Annotated in this window: 12 protein-coding genes; 3 read left to right on the top strand and 9 right to left on the bottom strand. The window is 56.7% G+C overall.

The window, feature by feature from the left end; all coding sequences use genetic code 11:
• Positions 1-182: 182 nt before the first annotated feature.
• From DXXMK7_RS16165 to ytfQ, 6 genes are all read right to left on the bottom strand, one after another.
• Complete coding sequence (locus DXXMK7_RS16165) at positions 183-1,538, bottom strand: aldehyde dehydrogenase family protein (RefSeq protein ID WP_049842449.1); 1,356 nt, start codon at positions 1,536-1,538, stop codon at positions 183-185.
• Between the two features lie 529 nt (positions 1,539-2,067).
• Positions 2,068-3,492, bottom strand: coding sequence for a phosphatidylserine decarboxylase family protein (locus DXXMK7_RS16160; protein ID WP_038919965.1), 1,425 nt, complete (start codon positions 3,490-3,492; stop codon positions 2,068-2,070).
• 418 nt (positions 3,493-3,910) lie between these two features.
• Complete coding sequence (gene yjfF, locus DXXMK7_RS16155) at positions 3,911-4,900, bottom strand: galactofuranose ABC transporter, permease protein YjfF (RefSeq protein WP_038919964.1); 990 nt, start codon at positions 4,898-4,900, stop codon at positions 3,911-3,913.
• On the bottom strand, positions 4,887-5,924 hold the full coding sequence (ytfT, locus tag DXXMK7_RS16150) for a galactofuranose ABC transporter, ATP-binding protein YtfT (RefSeq protein WP_038921093.1): 1,038 nt from the start codon (positions 5,922-5,924) through the stop codon (positions 4,887-4,889). Before ytfT ends, yjfF begins: the two co-directional genes overlap by 14 nt.
• A gap of 13 nt (positions 5,925-5,937) precedes the next feature.
• The gene (gene ytfR, locus DXXMK7_RS16145; RefSeq protein WP_038919963.1) at positions 5,938-7,440 is read right to left on the bottom strand and encodes a galactofuranose ABC transporter, ATP-binding protein YtfR; all 1,503 of its coding nucleotides are present in this window, start codon (positions 7,438-7,440) and stop codon (positions 5,938-5,940) included.
• 69 nt (positions 7,441-7,509) lie between these two features.
• Entirely contained in the window at positions 7,510-8,466 is a 957-nt protein-coding gene (gene ytfQ, locus DXXMK7_RS16140; protein ID WP_038919962.1) for a galactofuranose ABC transporter, galactofuranose-binding protein YtfQ, read from the bottom strand.
• A 598-nt stretch (positions 8,467-9,064) separates the two neighbouring features.
• On the opposite strand from ytfQ, the gene DXXMK7_RS16135 reads away from it, so the two are divergent.
• The 3 genes from DXXMK7_RS16135 to mgtS all read left to right on the top strand — a co-directional run bounded on the left by DXXMK7_RS16135 (position 9,065) and on the right by mgtS (position 12,494).
• The gene (locus tag DXXMK7_RS16135) at positions 9,065-9,412 is read left to right on the top strand and encodes a DUF3168 domain-containing protein (RefSeq protein WP_038919961.1); all 348 of its coding nucleotides are present in this window, start codon (positions 9,065-9,067) and stop codon (positions 9,410-9,412) included.
• Positions 9,413-9,515: 103 nt separating this feature from the next.
• Positions 9,516-11,684, top strand: coding sequence for a discoidin domain-containing protein (locus DXXMK7_RS16130; RefSeq protein WP_038919960.1), 2,169 nt, complete (start codon positions 9,516-9,518; stop codon positions 11,682-11,684).
• A 714-nt stretch (positions 11,685-12,398) separates the two neighbouring features.
• Positions 12,399-12,494: a protein MgtS gene (mgtS, locus tag DXXMK7_RS22710; protein ID WP_022634566.1), complete on the top strand. Its 96-nt coding sequence runs from the start codon at positions 12,399-12,401 to the stop codon at positions 12,492-12,494.
• Positions 12,495-12,581: 87 nt separating this feature from the next.
• Here the strand turns inward: mgtS and DXXMK7_RS16125 are convergent, their stop codons facing one another.
• From DXXMK7_RS16125 to DXXMK7_RS16115, 3 genes are all read right to left on the bottom strand, one after another.
• On the bottom strand, positions 12,582-13,175 hold the full coding sequence (locus DXXMK7_RS16125) for an ankyrin repeat domain-containing protein (protein WP_038919959.1): 594 nt from the start codon (positions 13,173-13,175) through the stop codon (positions 12,582-12,584).
• 60 nt (positions 13,176-13,235) lie between these two features.
• A complete protein-coding gene (gene katB / locus DXXMK7_RS16120; RefSeq protein WP_236883973.1) occupies positions 13,236-14,711 on the bottom strand; it encodes a catalase KatB in 1,476 nt (491 codons plus the stop codon).
• 514 nt (positions 14,712-15,225) lie between these two features.
• Positions 15,226-15,723, bottom strand: coding sequence for a MarR family winged helix-turn-helix transcriptional regulator (locus DXXMK7_RS16115; protein ID WP_197724572.1), 498 nt, complete (start codon positions 15,721-15,723; stop codon positions 15,226-15,228).
• Positions 15,724-15,738: the final 15 nt, after the last annotated feature.

Genomic DNA, 15,738 nt, shown 5'->3' with positions numbered 1-15,738 from the left:
AGGCATGATGGCCGGGCTTTGCCGGCGACAGGGCTTATGCAGACCTGCGCATTACCCGTTATACGGCATTCGGTTGGGGAGGAACAGGCGCTGCGGCACACTTTATTCCATCCCCTGTTTCCCCCTTGCTCCCTGTTGCTGTGTCGTGTCGCCGCCGGCTGTTGTCGGCGGCGAACGTGCGGTCAGGCGATACGGAACATGTCCACCAGTACGCAACGGCGCAGACGGACAAAGGTGCGCGCCGAGGTGACGCCTTCGCCGGTCGGGGTCGAGATGGTCATCGAAGTCCAGCCTTCGCCGCCCAGTCCCAGCCCGGCGATACAGGGGCCGTTTTTCACAAAGATGCTGGTATTGATGGCGTTAGCCATTCGGTTCAGGTTCCTGATGTTGGTGGAGTGCATCGCCGCGGTGTGGCGACAGCCGTTTTCCAGCGTAACCGCCAGCGCGATCGCGTCGTCCACGTTCTTCACCCGCACCACCGGCAGTACCGGCATCATCAGTTCGGTGACGGCGAACGGGTGGCTGGCATCGGTTTCCGCCAGCAACAGACGGGTATACTCGTTGACCTCCAGCCCGATGGCGGCGGCGAGTTTAGTGGCGTCGCGGCCGACATAGTCGCGGTTGACGCGGCCTTTACCCTGCGCGTCGATATCGCTTAGCAGCACCGGCAGCAAGCGTTCAGTCTGTTCGGGCGTGAGCAACACCGCATGGTTGCGCTGCATTTCCGCCAGCAGCGCATCGGCCACGCTGTCCACCACGATCAGCACCTTCTCGTCGGCACAGATGATGTTGTTGTCGAACGAGGCACCCTTGACGATAGCGCGGGCGGCTTTCGGGATATCGGCGGTTTCATCCACCACCACCGGCGGATTGCCCGCCCCGGCGGCGATCAGCCGTTTGTCGGTGTGCTTGCGCGCCGCTTCTACCACCGCTTCGCCGCCGGTAACCACCAGCAGGCCGATGCCGGGATAGCGGAACAGGCGTTGCGCGGTTTCGATATTCGGGTCGGCGACGCTGACCAGCAGGTTCTCCGGGCCGCCCGTCGCGACAATCGCTTTATTGAGCAGGCTGATGGTGCGCAGCGACACCTTTTTCGCCGACGGATGGGGCGCGAACACCACGCTGTTGCCCGCCGCGATCATACTGATGGCGTTATTGATCACCGTAGCCGCCGGGTTGGTGGACGGGGTAACCGAGGCGACGACGCCCCAGGGCGCGTTTTCGATTAGCGTCAGGCCGTTATCGCCGGTCAGCACTTCCGCCGACAGGCATTCGATTCCCGGTGTATGGCGCGCCTGAGACACGTTTTTGATGTATTTATCGACCACGCGGCCCATGCCGGTTTCGGCCACCGCCATTTCCGCAAGCACCTGCGCGTAGCGCTCGCCGGCGACGCGAATCGCCTTGATCACCTGCTGGCGCAGTTCAACGCTGGTCAACTGTTGCTGGGCCTGCGCCGCGGCCTGAACCGCATCGTCAAGCGAGTCGAAAATACCGCTCGGCGCGTCAAACATCACCGGGGTGGGCATCGGTACCATCGGTTCAATCACGGGGTATTCCATAGGGTCTATCCTCTTGTTATGTCACCTGTTTAAACCACGTCAGTCAAAAGTACGGATGAGGTAAAAGTGCTGATGCGGCAAAAGTACGGATGCGAATTCGGTGTCTGGTTCAGGTCGGACAGCGTCCGGTTCGGCAGCTGCAGACCACGCTTTACCGGCATGGAAAACGGGTGCCGATGGGCGGCCTGCGTCATTTCGCCGCGCTCGGGGGGAATCTCATCCCTGAGAGAACCCTTCCATTATTCAGGCCTGGCCCCTCTGACGGGCCGGTCTGATGTCTCCTGTGTTGACTTGTGGTCATTGTGGCAACGGCGCGCCAAAGCGAATAACAAAAATCGGCATCCGGCGGCAAAAGGTGAAAGGGATCACGAAAAAAGAAACGCCGGATGAGCAGATAAAGGAAGCGCTGGTGATGAGGTGGGGGCCCGGCCCGGGCAGCAGGTGACGGGAACGGCGCTGCTCCGGATAAACGGGCCCGGCCGCAGCCGGAGCCCGATGCGGGCGCTTATTGGCCTTGGTGATCCAACGCGGTGGCGATCACGCTGCCCAGCGGGGTGGGATTTTTATCGTTGCGGTGACGGGCGGCGTCGATGGCCCATTTTTCCAGCGCCACCCGATCTTTCTGGAAGATCATCATGTGGGTCGAACCGCCGAACTCGAAGTGACCGATTTCGACGCCGCGGGTGATGCTGACCGGCTCGGCGCTCTCTTCAACGATAAAGGTGCTGGGTTCGATTACGCAACTGGATACCTCCACCATGCCGATGCAGATCAGCGCCACGTAACCGCAGGTCTTGTGCCGGAAGATAAACACCGCGCGCGCGGCCACATGGCCGATATAAGGTTGCGACTCGGTGCCTTCCCAGGTGCCCTGATCTTCGCCCTGCCCCGGACGCTGGGCGAAGTAAGTGCCTGGTTCGACCCAGGAGCGCACCAGAAAACCGTCCAGCGGCGCGTTCCAGCGATGGTAGTGGGTGGCGGAGAGGAACCCCTGATAGAGCTGTCCTCCCTCGAACAGTTTGGCCCATTGCCGCTGCCCGCCGAACAGATCGAGCAGCGAATAGGGTATGTCTTTGACCCAGAATCGGCTCTCCAACTGTAGCTTGTCGGCATGGCGCCACGGCGTGGTTTCACAGCCGATGTCGATCTGCGTTTTCGGATCGCCCTGGAATGGGCGAGCGCCGGGCACGAACTGACGGATAAAGAAATCGTTCCAACTGGCGAAACCGTAGCCCGGCAGTTTGGGATCGTGCTGCATCTGGTGCCAGACGCCGGCCTGGTGCGCGGCTTTGGAGATCCAGGAACCCGCTTTTTCCGGCTGTGCGATATCGAGTTTGTCGAGCGAGGCGCTGCTTTTCAGGAAGCTGTTCCAGGCGTCCAGCACCTGGCGGAACTGCTGATTGAAGGTGGCGTCGTGGAACAGCGCCACGCCCGCTTCCGTTCCCATCGCCACCGCCAGAAACGCATTCATCGGCGTCCCGACCTGCGCGGTGGTGTTGAATGACGGCGAGGTGGTGATGATTTCGTTGAGGATCTCGAAGAAGCTGTCATAGCTGTCGATCCAGGTGGCGTCGCCGTCGTCGCTGATTTCCTTACGGGTGGATTCGGGCAGGGAGGCGACATAGGCGTTGGACTGTTCGATCATGCTATTGAGCCACATGCGGTAGACGCTGTGGTTAGTCACCCAGTTTTTAAAGTTCTGGAGCACCGGCTGCATCGGCGTCAGGGTATTGTCCTGTTTTCTTTTGGCGATATGTTCGCGCAGCGGCGTCAAAAATCTGGCTGTGGCCCATACCCGATTGGGTACCCAAAATCCCATCTGGATCGGCCCGGCGTTATCAAGGGTCAGCAGGTTGTGTCCGCTGCTTTCGTAATGCGGCTGCTGTTCTGCTGCAGATGTACTTGCTGTGTGGCTTTTGGCGCGAGTCATGGCATTTCCTCTCGATAGAACGTGTCAGTGTCGAAAATGAACGTGCGTCGAAAAATGAACGTACAGCCACCCGAAAAAATCGTTACGCAGGCCAACCGCCGGGCTGACGGCAGCCTATCGTTATGTTTTAACCGCGTACGACCTGGTGGGGTGAAGAAAGGAAAGTGAAGGGTGGCAAGGGCGAAAAGCGCTATGGCTATATATGCCGGGTCGTTGCCCGGTGGCCACATGCGCTATCTCTGTATTCAAGCATAGGCGGACTCCGGGCGATGGCAAGTTTGCCGCCGGCGTGGACATTGGCTGAAAACATGGGCGACCTGCTGTGGGGGATTAATGCAGAGCGCGCAAACGTAGGGTGAGGTCTGGGAAGATGAATCTCACACCTACGTTTGGGGCGGGATTACCGGGTCTGCCGTCATCAGTGCGGGGCTATACGGCGCACCGGTGCGTTTTGGCGGTTTTCCCACAGCGCGGTCAGCCCGCGTTGCAGGGCGATGAACACAAACAGCAGCACGCCGATGGCGATCTTGGTCCACCAGGAGCTCAGGGTGCCGTCGAAATTGATATAGGTTTGAATCAACCCCTGAATCGCCACGCCGAACAGCGTGCCGAGCACGGTGCCGACGCCGCCGCTCAGCAGGGTGCCGCCGATCACCACCGAGGCGATGGCGTCCAGTTCGACGCCGACCCCGGCCAGCGCATAACCCGCCGAAGTGTAAATGGAAAACACGATGCCGGCGAGGGTCGCCAGCCCGGTGGACAGCATGTAAATGCGGATGGTGGTGCTGCGGGTGGAGATGCCCATCAGGTTAGCGGAGGTGCTGTTGCCGCCGATAGCGTAGACCTCGTTACCAAAGCGAGTATGGCGGGCCAGCACGATGCCGACGGCGACCACCAGCAGCATCAACAACCCCATCGCGCTGAGTCGTCCGCCGCCGGGAATGACCCACGCCAGACTGGAGAGCGTCTCATAGATCGGGTGGTTGATCGGCAGGGATTCTTTCGACACCAGATAGCTGGCGCCGCGCAGAAAGAACATCCCGGCGAGGGTGATAATGAACGCCGGGATTTTCAGCGCGTCGATAAGCAGGCCCATGAACGCGCCGAAGGCGCAGCCCATCAGTAGAATCAGCGGGAACGCCGCCAGCGGCGACAGCCCCCAGACGCCGATGGCTTTGGCGAGAAACACGCCGGTAAAAGCGATCACCGACCCGACGGACAAGTCGATACCGCCGGAGAGAATCACAAAGGTCATGCCGACGGCGATGATGCCGAGAAAGGCGTTGTCGGTAAGAATGTTGCAGATCACCCGGGTGGAGGCGAAGCCGGGAAACTGGGTCAGGCAGTACAGGTAACCCAGCACGAATACCGCCAGGGTGATCATCAACGGCAGATTACGCTTTATCATGATGGCCAGCTCCTTTCAGCAAGGTCATGAAACGGGGCGACTGGACGATCAACACGCACAGCACCACGATGGCTTTCACCACCTGATTCAGTTCCGGCGGAAAGCCGGACAGCAGAATGCCGGTGTTCATGCCCTGAATGATCAGCGCGCCCACCACCGAGAGCGCCAGATTGAAGCGCCCGCCCATCAGCGAGCCGCCGCCGATGACGACCGCGAGAATGGCGTCCAGCTCCAGCCACAGGCCGGCGTTGTTGGCGTCGGCGCCGCGGATGTCGGCGGTGACGATCACCCCGGCGATGGCGGCGCACAGCCCGCTCAGCATGTACGTCATCGTGACCATCGCGCGGGTGCTGACCCCGGCGTTTTTCGCCGCCCGGATGTTGATCCCCACCGATTCAATGAACAGCCCCAGCGCGGTTCGCCGCACCAGCAGCCAGAACAGCATCAATGTGACCAGCGCGATGATCACCGGCGTCGGGAACCAGAACAGCGCGCCGCTGCCGAGCCACGCCAGCGGCGGCGAGTTGAAGGTGACGATCTGCCCGGCGGTGATCAACTGGGCGATGCCGCGCCCGGCCACCATCAGGATCAGGGTGGCGACGAACGGCTGGATCTTCAGCACCGCGACCAGAATCCCGTTCCACAGCCCGGCCAGCATGCCGACGCCGAGCGCCGCCAGCAGCACCACCGGCAGGCTGTAGCCCTGCACGGTAAGCGACGCGGCCACCGCGCCGGCGATCGCCATGATGGCGCCGACCGACAGGTCGATGCCGCCGGTGGCGATCACCAGCGTCATGCCGATAGCCAGCAGCGCCACCGGCGCCGCCCGGTTGAGAATATCGATCGGGCTGCCGAACAGGCGGCCATCCTGTACTACGATCTGGAAAAAGTGGCTGGCGACCAGGCTGTCCACCAGCAGCACCAGCGCCAGCGCGACGATCTGCGGCATACCTTGCGGCAACCGTAACGGCGGCCAGCGAAACGGGCGTTTGTCGGAGCCCGGTGTGAGCAGTGATCGAGGCATCACCATGCCCTCCTTATGCCGCGATGGCATTCATGATGGCGGAAACGGACAGCTGGTCGAGCGGGATTTCCGCCACCTGCCGCCGGTCGCGCATAATCAGTACCCGATCGGCGTATCCCACCAGTTCCTCCAGCTCGGATGAGATCACCAGCAGCGCCAGCCCGTTGGCGCACAGACTTTCGATCAGACGGATGATCTCGGCGTGGGCGCCGACGTCGATACCGCGCGTCGGTTCATCGAGGATCAGGAATTGCGGCTTGGTCAACAGCCAGCGGGACAGCAACACTTTCTGTTGATTGCCGCCGGACAGCAATTCGATGGGCTGTTCGGCGCTCGGCGTGCGAATGCCAAGCTGGCGGATGAAGCGCTCGGCGATGGCCTGCTGCTCCTTGCGGGGGATCGGGCGTAGCCAGCCACGCTGGGCTTGCAGCGCCAGAATGATATTTTCCCGCACCGAGGCGGCGGCGATGATGCCGTCGGTTTTGCGATCTTCCGGGCAAAAGCCGATGCCAAGGCAGGAGGCCTGATGCGGCGAGCGCAGCGTCTGCGGCTTGCCTTTGATCACCGCGTCGCCGCGATCGGCCGGTTTGATGCCGAAAATCACTTCGGCGGTTTCCGTACGACCGGAGCCCAGCAGCCCGGCAAGGCCGACGATTTCGCCGGGGCGCACCGCCAGTTCGAACGGCTCAATAACGCCTTTTTTGCCGTAGCCTTTGAATTCCACCACCGGCTTGTCGCTCAGCAGCGTGCGGCCGGCGCGTTGCAGCGCGTTCTGCTCCAGCTCGCGTCCCAGCATCATCTTCACCAGTTCTATCTGCGGCAGCGAGGCGGTGTCGCGGGTGCCGACGAACGCGCCGTTGCGCAGCACCGTGATGCGGTCGGTTACCTGATACACTTGGTCGAGAAAATGCGTGACGAAAATCAGGCTGACGCCCTGATCGCGTAGCTGGCGCATCAGGGTGAACAGCATCTCCACTTCCTGAGTGTCGAGGCTGGCGGTGGGTTCGTCGAGGATCAATACCTTGGCGGAAAGGTCGATCGCGCGGCAGATGGCGACGATTTGCTGCATCGCCACTGAAAAGCGGTTCAGCGGTTCGCGGACATCCAGTTCGAAACCGTAGGAGGACATCAGCGCGGCGGCGCGTGTTTCCATCTCTTTGCGCTGCAGTAATCCAAAGCGCCTGGGTTCGCGGCCGATAAACAGGTTATCCGCCACCGACAGGTTGGGCAGCAGGTTCACCTCCTGATACACCGTGCCGATTCCCAACTGCTGGGCGTGAGCGGTGTTTTTGGGCGAGATGGGCTGGCCTTCGAGGTAGATGGCGCCCGCATCGCGCTGGTACACCCCGGTGAGGGTTTTAATCAGCGTGGATTTCCCGGCGCCGTTTTCCCCCAGCAACGCCATGATTTCCCCGCGCCGCAGGCTGAAGTCCACCTTATCCAGCGCTTTTACCCCGGGAAAGTGTTTGCTCAGCCCTTCCGTACGCAGGATGTCCTGATTGTCGAAACCGTTCATGCGATTCTCCCTCACAAAACAGGCGATGTCCTGCCACGGCGGCGGCAGGACGGGGATGACGATAAACGATCAATATCCCATGTTCTTTTTCTTATCGAGCTCGGCCTGAGCGCTGTCGGGTTTGAACAACGTGGACGGCGTCAGAATCAATTTGGGCGGCAGCGTGCCATCCTTTTTATATTTTTCCAGCGCGTCAAACGCCGGTCCGGCCATATTCGGCGTCAGTTCGACCGAGACATTGGCTTCGCCTGCCAGCATGGCGCGGAAAATATCCGGTACGCCGTCAATCGAGCCGGTCAGAATATCTTTGCCCGGCTTTAATCCGGCTTCCTTAATAGCCTGAATGGCGCCAATGACCATATCGTCGTTATGGGCGAAGACCATGCAGATATTTTTGCCGTTGTTTTCCGACTTGATAAAACTTTCCATCACCTGCTTGCCGCCGCTACGAGTGAAATCGCCGGACTGAGAACGGATGATTTTAATCGTCGGCGTTTTGGCGATGGCCTCTTCAAATCCTTTTTTACGGTCAATGGCGACGCTGGCGCCGACGGTGCCTTCCAGTTGAACCACATTACAGGTTTTGCCGTTTTCGTTTTTAATCAACCAGTCGCCAATCAATGCCCCTTCTTTGATATTGTCGGCGCGTACGGTGGTGAGATAGAGCGACTCGTCTTTGACGTCAATGCCGCGGTCCAGCAGGATCACCGGAATCTTGGCTTCTTTGGCTTCTTTCAGCACCGGTTCCCAGCCGGTCGCCACCACTGGCGCGATGAAAATGGCGTCCACCCCTTGCGCGATGAAGGAACGTACCGCCTTGATCTGGTTTTCCTGTTTTTGCTGGGCATCGGCAATTTTCAGGTTAATGCCGCGTGTTTTCGCCTGTTCTTTTGCGACGGTGGTTTCAGCCGCGCGCCAGCCTGATTCCGAGCCGACTTGAGAAAACCCCACCGTTAATGGCGCTGCCAGCGCGACGGATGACAGGGACGCACACACAGCTGAAGCTAAAATGACGCGTTTCCACATAAAAGTGTCCTCTCTGGTAATCATTGGCTATCGGTCTTCGTTCTTGGGGACAGCGGTATTATTCGGTATTCAGAATTGTCGCCCGTATTCGGGATGCGTCAGGCGGCGTTATTTTTCCTCCGTCAAACCGTCATGACAAAACAGTAGTTTTTGCCACGAGGAGAGGGTCAGGGCGTATTCGCTGATCTTATGGATAAAATAGCCATCAGCGGGGAATCTGTGACTCCACGCAAATATTGTTTTAGGTCATTTTTTCGGTATTGAACGGATGAGCGCCATATTCTGCTAGCGACGTCATGTTTTTTTTAAATAGCGGTATTTATCACGCCGGGTGATGTGTTGTGGACAGCCGGCGTATTTCCCGTCGACCTGATTTTTTTAACATGTCTGGGGCCGGCATATGGATATTTGGGGCATTCTGCCTTTTGGCTTGTTGCCGGCGCATGGCACAACATGAACCATGCGAACATCGGGTGATTTTTCTTTATTATAACCATCGAAACGACGCGGTGTTTCATTCATGGCTCAACTTTTTTAACGGCTGCTTGCCGATAAAAAAGTTTTGCGATAGGCGTATCTTAAAATAAGGCTGACAGAAATGACTGAAGAAGATATTTACCCGCTGCTGGGGAAACTGGCTGATGGTCGAGTTTATTCCTATGCCGTACCTTGTTGTTCATACCATTCGCCTCATCAGCAATGTGCATTCATTCTTTTTTCCCTGAGTCAGGAAAATAATTATGACAGCGTGCAGCAACTGGCGAACCAGCAAATTACCGTCAGTGTTGATTGCTATGCCCACACCGTGGCGGCGGCCCGCGCTTTGCGTGAGCAGGTACGCACGGCGCTGGCTGTATTGAAACCGCATAAAACGGTTGAATATAACGACTTTGACGTGGAGTACGAGCAGTTTCGTATGACGCTGGAGGTTAATATTTCCCGTTAGGTTTAATTCTCCTTTTACTTGATTTTTTATTGCTGAATATTCTGTGAAATAAAATTCATGGTGAAAGTTGTTTTATTTTTTTCTGAAAATAAAGGAAATCTTTATGTGGTATAAAACGGGAACCTTGTCTCTTTTTTCCGGCAGTAAAGTGGTACTGGGAAATAACACCGCCTGGGCGGATAAAAATAACGGCGTGGCCGCGGGCGGCATGCTGCTGATCTTTGCCGACTGCAAAATCCGGATTTATGAAATCGAGTCGGTGGTTTCGGATACCGAACTGGTGCTGGCCAGCGAATATATCGGTTGTACCGAAAATCACGTGGGTTATGCCATCCCGGTATTCGGCAGCGGCGATACCTTTGATCACGCCGCTTATGTGGCCCAGATTGCGGCGATGCTGGCCGGTTATCAGGCGCAACTGGCGCAATGGAAAACGGTGCTGACCGAGCGTGGTCAGGTGACCCTGACGGACAGCAACGGCCAGAGCGTGGTGGTGAAAACCCTGCCGGATCTGACCGATGCGATCGGCCGGATGATGGACAAAACGCTGAACGGCGCGGATATTCCGGATAAGGCGAAGTTTGTGGCGAACCTGGGGCTGAGCGATGTGGTGCGTCAGTCGGACCTGGTCAATCACACCCATACCGCCACCCAAATTACCGATTTTACCGATGCGGTGCGCAAAGTGTTGGTGAGTACGCTGGCGGCTGGTCAGGGCGTTTCTCTGGCGTATGACAACAGCAGCAACCACCTGACTATCAGCGCTACAGGGGCAGGCGGTTCCGGCTCTGGCAGCCATTACACGGTCGTTACCCGTATTGGTGCGACAGCAAACCAGATTCATTCGTTTCCTTTTACGGCTACTGGTCAGATGGACTATGGCTTTGATGCCTATGCGCTGAAGGAAGAAACCGGGCTGACCAGCCAGTCCGTCACGCTGGACTCTTTCGATGCTGTCAGCAAATCCAAATATGCTCAAACGGCATCTTTGGTTTGGGACGGGACGGTAAAACCTTATACTGGCGGCCAGTTTTCACTGGCTCAGGACGGGACGCTGTATTCCAGTGTGGTGGCGACGGAAGCTGGCGCGTTGTCAGTCAATTTACTGCCGACTTTACTGGTGCCCAAGCTGACATCCAATACATCGGCGTCGGGTGTGACGGTATCTCAAAGCAGTGTGTTCAATAATGATCCCAACTGGTTCGGTTGGAAGGCGTTTGACCGTAATGTGACGGGTGATAACACTCGATGGTCATCGCAAGGTGCTGCTCCGCAGTGGTTGTCGGTAGCGTTCGGCGACGCTAAAACCATCGATTCGTATTTTATTATTACGCATCAGAATATTGCTGCGGGTGGTGTGCCGAAAGACTGGGTCTTGCAGGGCAGCGATGATGGCGCCACTTGGGTAACTCTGGACTCCCGTAGCGGCATGACGTTTACCGCTAATGAAAAGAAAATTTTCAGCATTGCGCCGGCGACCTATAAAACGTTTCGGGTCAATGTAACTGCGGTGAACAGTTCCAACTTTGTGTCAATTACCGAGCTGGGATTGATGATTCGTACTCAGAAGGTGTTGCTACGTGCAGGCAATGATTACTACACCAGCGTCAATGGCGTGCTGAGTGCGGTAAATGCGCCGGTTCAGGCTGGAGATATTACTGCTCAGGGCTTTATCGACTCAGGAAAAATCAGTGCGACCGCTCTGGTTGGTAAACTTCCGCTCAGTGTAGTGGCTGAACAAGGCGGGGACGTGGACGTACTGTTTTCACCGGCGCCGCAGATTATTTTGCCGCAATCGCTGATTAACGGTACATCCTGGCAAAGCATCAATTCGGCACAGCTGTCGACGGTTTTATCAGGCAAAGGAGCGGTGTCCGTTGCGGTTTCACGTGATTTGAATGATTGGGTGATCTGGAACGGTAGCGCCTGGGTATCGATTGGTGCGTTGTCTTCAGATGCGGTTGGCGCAAGTAAGTTGGCTGCAAATGGGATGTCTTCGTCGGTGCTGAATCAGATTACGGCCGCACAATGGGCTCTGCTGTATCCCGCCACCAACGGCGCGCCGGATAATCTGGCGTTTGCACTGGCGCTGAATGTGCCTGATCCATCAGTGGACAGCGTGGCGATTGATTCGCTGGTCTTGAATGTAAACAACATTTCAGCCTGGAAGAAGCAGACCGAGGCTGAAGTGGAAATCCGCTGGTATCCCGACAAAGTGACGTTCAAAACCGTCGCTGCGGGTAACTACAAGCTGGCCTATCAGCAACCGTAACGGCGTATCGTTTTCGTCGACGCCGGTTGTCGCATGCGGGCTGCCAGAGCAGCCCGCGTTTTCAATGCCCGCATTCTCATGGCGGCAGGGCGGTTTCGCCGCACATCACCACAGGGCGTAGCTGTTGTATCCGGCAATCCTTATTTTCACCGGTCTTCTCCCTGCAATTGCGGTGCGGCAGGTTATATATCCTTCATACTTCAAGTGACAGGTGCTGTCGTATGTCAGCCTGACTTATAACTGTTTTTTTAAGGTTGGTATTTTTATTCGATTTTTTGTAATGACAGGCTGTCGGTCAGCGTTTTCAAAAAGCATTACATTTTTTCTGTGTTTTATTGTGTTGCTGACAATAAATGGTGTTGCTGACAATAAATATAGGTTTTTATTATTATCAATAAGCTGCATTACAATTAAATATATATTTAGGCGTATAGTTTTATCCGTGAGCAATGCCTGGTGGATGACTGATAACTGCTTTTGAAATAAGTAGTTACGGTGAGAGTTATTGGGTGAGTCGGCGGCGGTGAGTCCGACATGACGCTGGCAAAAGAGAGTGAGGACCTGTTGTTTGGCGTTTTTCGTCCTGCTCTGATTTTTTATCAATAAACGAGATATTAATGTTTGCTTAACTTTCGGCCGATAAAATCATCGTGTAGTGAGTGAAAGCGTAGTTAAACCATGAGGTCGTTTTACATGCAGATGTAGGAGGTTGTTATGATTGAACAGGTCACTGTTTATTTAGCGATACTGGCCGTTATCGTTGTTCCGGGATTTCTGGCCGCTTTTCTGAGCCCCAAATGGGATGACTGAATAATGCTAACCCAGCCTGATATCACACGCCCCGCCTGAAGGTTATTGATTCATGCGGGGCGTGCTATTTTAGGTGACGCACTTCGCTTATTGCCCTTTTACTTCCCCTTTTCCCAACGCCTGCACGCTATTGCCCATCGCGTCGGTGGCATTCATATCCGCACCCTGTTCCTGTAACGCCTTGAGAATTTCCGCACGCTGAAATAACGATGCATACATCGCGGCGGTCTGCCCGGCGTTGTTGCGGGTATCCGGATTGCATTTGGCCGCCAGCAGCAGATGGGCAATTTTCAGCTCACCTTTGAACGCCGCGCCCATCAGGGCGGTATTGCCGCGATTATCCTGCTGGCAAGGGTCTGCGCCGTGGTCGAGCAGCAGCGAAACCGTGTCGTAATGGCCGTGGTAAGCAGCCAGAATGACCGCGCTGTAGCCCTTTTCATCACGCGTATTGAGGTTATAACCGGCGCTGATGAATTCCCGGATCACGGCGTCGTTGCCAGTGCGGGCGGCATCCCACAAATACTGATTAAGCTGATTCTGAACCTGGCGCTCGTTTAGCGCCGGCGCAGCGGGCGCGCTGGAGACTGATGCCGGTGGGGTGACCGGCGCCGCGGGTTGCTGCGCCTGTGCCGTTGTCAGCGTCAACGCCAGCAGGCAGAGCAAGGGACGAAATGGTTTCATGATGACGGTTCCCTGGTCGTTGTCGCCGCCTGGATGAGACGTCCGGGCGGCGACGTTCAGTTAGTCAGCCAGTTTGCTGGCCAGTGACTGCACTTTGCTCAGGTCGCCTTTGGCGACGCCGGTCAGACGGGTGCCGTAGGTCGCGTCAGCCTTGTAGAAATAGGAAAGCATGATGGTTTTGCTTTCGGTATCGGCCATCGCCAGCGCGGAACCCAGGCTTTGCACCAGATCGTCCTGATCTTTCTTGCTGTAGGAGCGATACAGTTCGCCGGTCTGCTTGAAGTTCTGCTCCTTCTGGATCTTGCGCTGCTGGGTGGTGCCGTTGAGCGGCGTCTGGCTATAGCGCGCGGAGGCCAGTTCTTCACGCGGATACAGACGGCTCGGCTGGTAGTTCACCCCTTTATCTTGCGTGTGACCGCTGTTCAGGCTGCCATCCTGATTGATGTTGTTGGCTTTTTTCAGCGGGGCATTGATCGGCAGGCTCAGGCCGTTAGCGCCCAGCCGGTACATCTGGGTATCGGCATAGGAGAACAGGCGGCCCTGCAGCAGTCGGTCTTCAGACGGTTCGATTCCCGGCACCAGATTCGCGGGCGCCATGGCGACCTGCTCGGTTTCCTGGAAGAAGTTGTCCGGGTTCTTGTTCAGCACCATCTGACCGATTTTACGTTCGGGCACGCCCGGCCAGATTTTGGTGGCGTCCAGCGGGTTGAAATCGAACTTAGCCAAATCTTCCGGCGTCAGTACCTGAATGTAGAGATCCCATTTCGGATAATCGCCGCGGTTGATGGCTGCCACCAGATCGTTGGTCATGTGGCTGTAATCCTTACCCTGAACGTCCTCTACCTGTTTCGGGTCGAGATTTTTCACGCCCTGCAGGGTCTTCCAGTGGAATTTGACGTAATGCACTTCGCCTTTGGCGTTAACCAGCTTGTAGGCATGGACGCCGTTGCCGTCCATATTGCGATAGCTTGCCGGCGTGCCTTCGTTGGAGTAGAGCAGGGTCAGGGTACGGATGGATTCCGGAACGTGAGAGAAGAAATCGAACCGGCGTCCGTCATTATCCTGATTGGTGCGAGGGTCGGGTTTGAACGCATGCACCATGTCCGGGAATTTGATGGCGTCGCGGATAAAGAAGGTGGGGAAGTTGTTGCCGACCAGATCCCAGTTGCCTTGCGTGGTATAGAACTTGGTGGCGAAGCCGCGCGGGTCGCGCAGGGTTTCCGGAGAATGGTTGCCGTGTACTACGCTGGAGAAACGTACGAATACCGGCGTTTCGCTACCTTTTTTGAACACCTCGGCGATGGTCAGGTCCGAAATATCTTCGGTAGCGGTGAACTCCCCGTGTGCGCCGGTGCCGCGTGCGTGTACCACGCGTTCCGGAATGCGTTCACGATCAAAACGTTGCAGTTTTTGCAGCAGCTGAACATCCTGCAACAGAACCGGACCGTTGGGGCCGGCGACCTGTGAGTTCTGGTTGTCGCCGACCGGCGCGCCGTTGTCACGAGTCAGGGTATCGGCCATCGCCGGATAGGTCATTAACAGTGAAGACACGATCACCAGCGGCTTTTTCCAGCTGGGGACACGATGTGTGGCGGTGTGATTGCTCATAACTTTCCTCATCTTCCGTATGATTATTATCAACAATAGGGTTTGGTTATTGCTGTGAGTCCATTGCACTGCTCGAAGCTATAAGCAGAGAAAATTCACCATCAGGAACGCGGAAACAAAGTGGTGAATGTGGTTTACCTGTCGTCATGACGGGCAACGGTTTTTCGCTTATGGGCGGCGGCGTGGTTGCCACCGGTGTTACTGGAGAGTCGCAAAGGCCCACAGCAACAGCAGGTACTTTACCGTTTTTGACACAACGGATAACGGCAGTTGTTTCTATCGAATTAATAGGCATGCCCTGAATAGGGAATAGGAAAAACGGTGAAGACAACCACGGACAACGCAGGAAAAGGGAATTGCGCATGGGGATGAAGGAGGTGAGTAAAGCGTCATACCGGAAAGCCCGCGGTGCTGCTGGAAACGGGCTTTCCGGTACGGTGGTTTAGTCGAACGATTCTGTTTGCGAACTGAAGCGCTTGATCGGCACGCTGCCACGATGGTTGTTGCCTTCAACCAACGTTTTCATCATCTGAATAAAGGTCTTTCTTGACGCCGGCGGTAACGGCGCCAGTAATTTCATCTGCGCCTGATGCATGTCGGCGGCGGTTTTGTTCAGAATTTTTTTACCCCTGAGCGTGATTTCCACCGTTTTGCGACGGCGATCGGAATAGTGGATTTCGCGCCGGACATAACCCTTGAGCTCCAGCTGTTCAATCGTGCCGGCCAGCGTGGTGCGGTCGGTCCCCAGCTCGGCGCCGAGCGTGGTCTGGTCCAGGCCGCCGCGGGCGCCGACTACCGTCAGCAGGCCGTATTGCAGCGGGGTGATGTCGCCCCTGAGCGCTTCAAAGAATACCGTATGGTGAATCTGGTTTAGGCGACGAATAAGGAAACCGGGGCGTTCCCACAAATCGTCGGTGTTGATTTCATCGTCTTGCATCATCCTGACTCCTTTGTA

Source organism: Dickeya sp. MK7, assembly GCF_000406305.1.
GTDB classification, from domain to species: Bacteria; Pseudomonadota; Gammaproteobacteria; order Enterobacterales; family Enterobacteriaceae; genus Dickeya; species Dickeya fangzhongdai.
Note: the sequence above shows the minus strand (reverse complement) of the source record. Positions and strands in the feature narration are given on the sequence as shown.

Coding starts and splice junctions, on each gene's coding strand:
- ytfQ (WP_038919962.1), bottom strand. CDS start 8,466: ATGTGGAAACGCGTCATTTTAGCTTCAGCTGTGTGTGCGTCCCTGTCA.
- yjfF (WP_038919964.1), bottom strand. CDS start 4,900: ATGATAAAGCGTAATCTGCCGTTGATGATCACCCTGGCGGTATTCGTG.
- mgtS (WP_022634566.1), top strand. CDS start 12,399: ATGATTGAACAGGTCACTGTTTATTTAGCGATACTGGCCGTTATCGTT.
- DXXMK7_RS16160 (WP_038919965.1), bottom strand. CDS start 3,492: ATGACTCGCGCCAAAAGCCACACAGCAAGTACATCTGCAGCAGAACAG.
- DXXMK7_RS16135 (WP_038919961.1), top strand. CDS start 9,065: ATGACTGAAGAAGATATTTACCCGCTGCTGGGGAAACTGGCTGATGGT.
- katB (WP_236883973.1), bottom strand. CDS start 14,711: ATGACCTATCCGGCGATGGCCGATACCCTGACTCGTGACAACGGCGCG.
- ytfT (WP_038921093.1), bottom strand. CDS start 5,924: ATGCCTCGATCACTGCTCACACCGGGCTCCGACAAACGCCCGTTTCGC.
- DXXMK7_RS16125 (WP_038919959.1), bottom strand. CDS start 13,175: ATGAAACCATTTCGTCCCTTGCTCTGCCTGCTGGCGTTGACGCTGACA.
- DXXMK7_RS16115 (WP_197724572.1), bottom strand. CDS start 15,723: ATGATGCAAGACGATGAAATCAACACCGACGATTTGTGGGAACGCCCC.
- ytfR (WP_038919963.1), bottom strand. CDS start 7,440: ATGAACGGTTTCGACAATCAGGACATCCTGCGTACGGAAGGGCTGAGC.
- DXXMK7_RS16165 (WP_049842449.1), bottom strand. CDS start 1,538: ATGGTACCGATGCCCACCCCGGTGATGTTTGACGCGCCGAGCGGTATT.
- DXXMK7_RS16130 (WP_038919960.1), top strand. CDS start 9,516: ATGTGGTATAAAACGGGAACCTTGTCTCTTTTTTCCGGCAGTAAAGTG.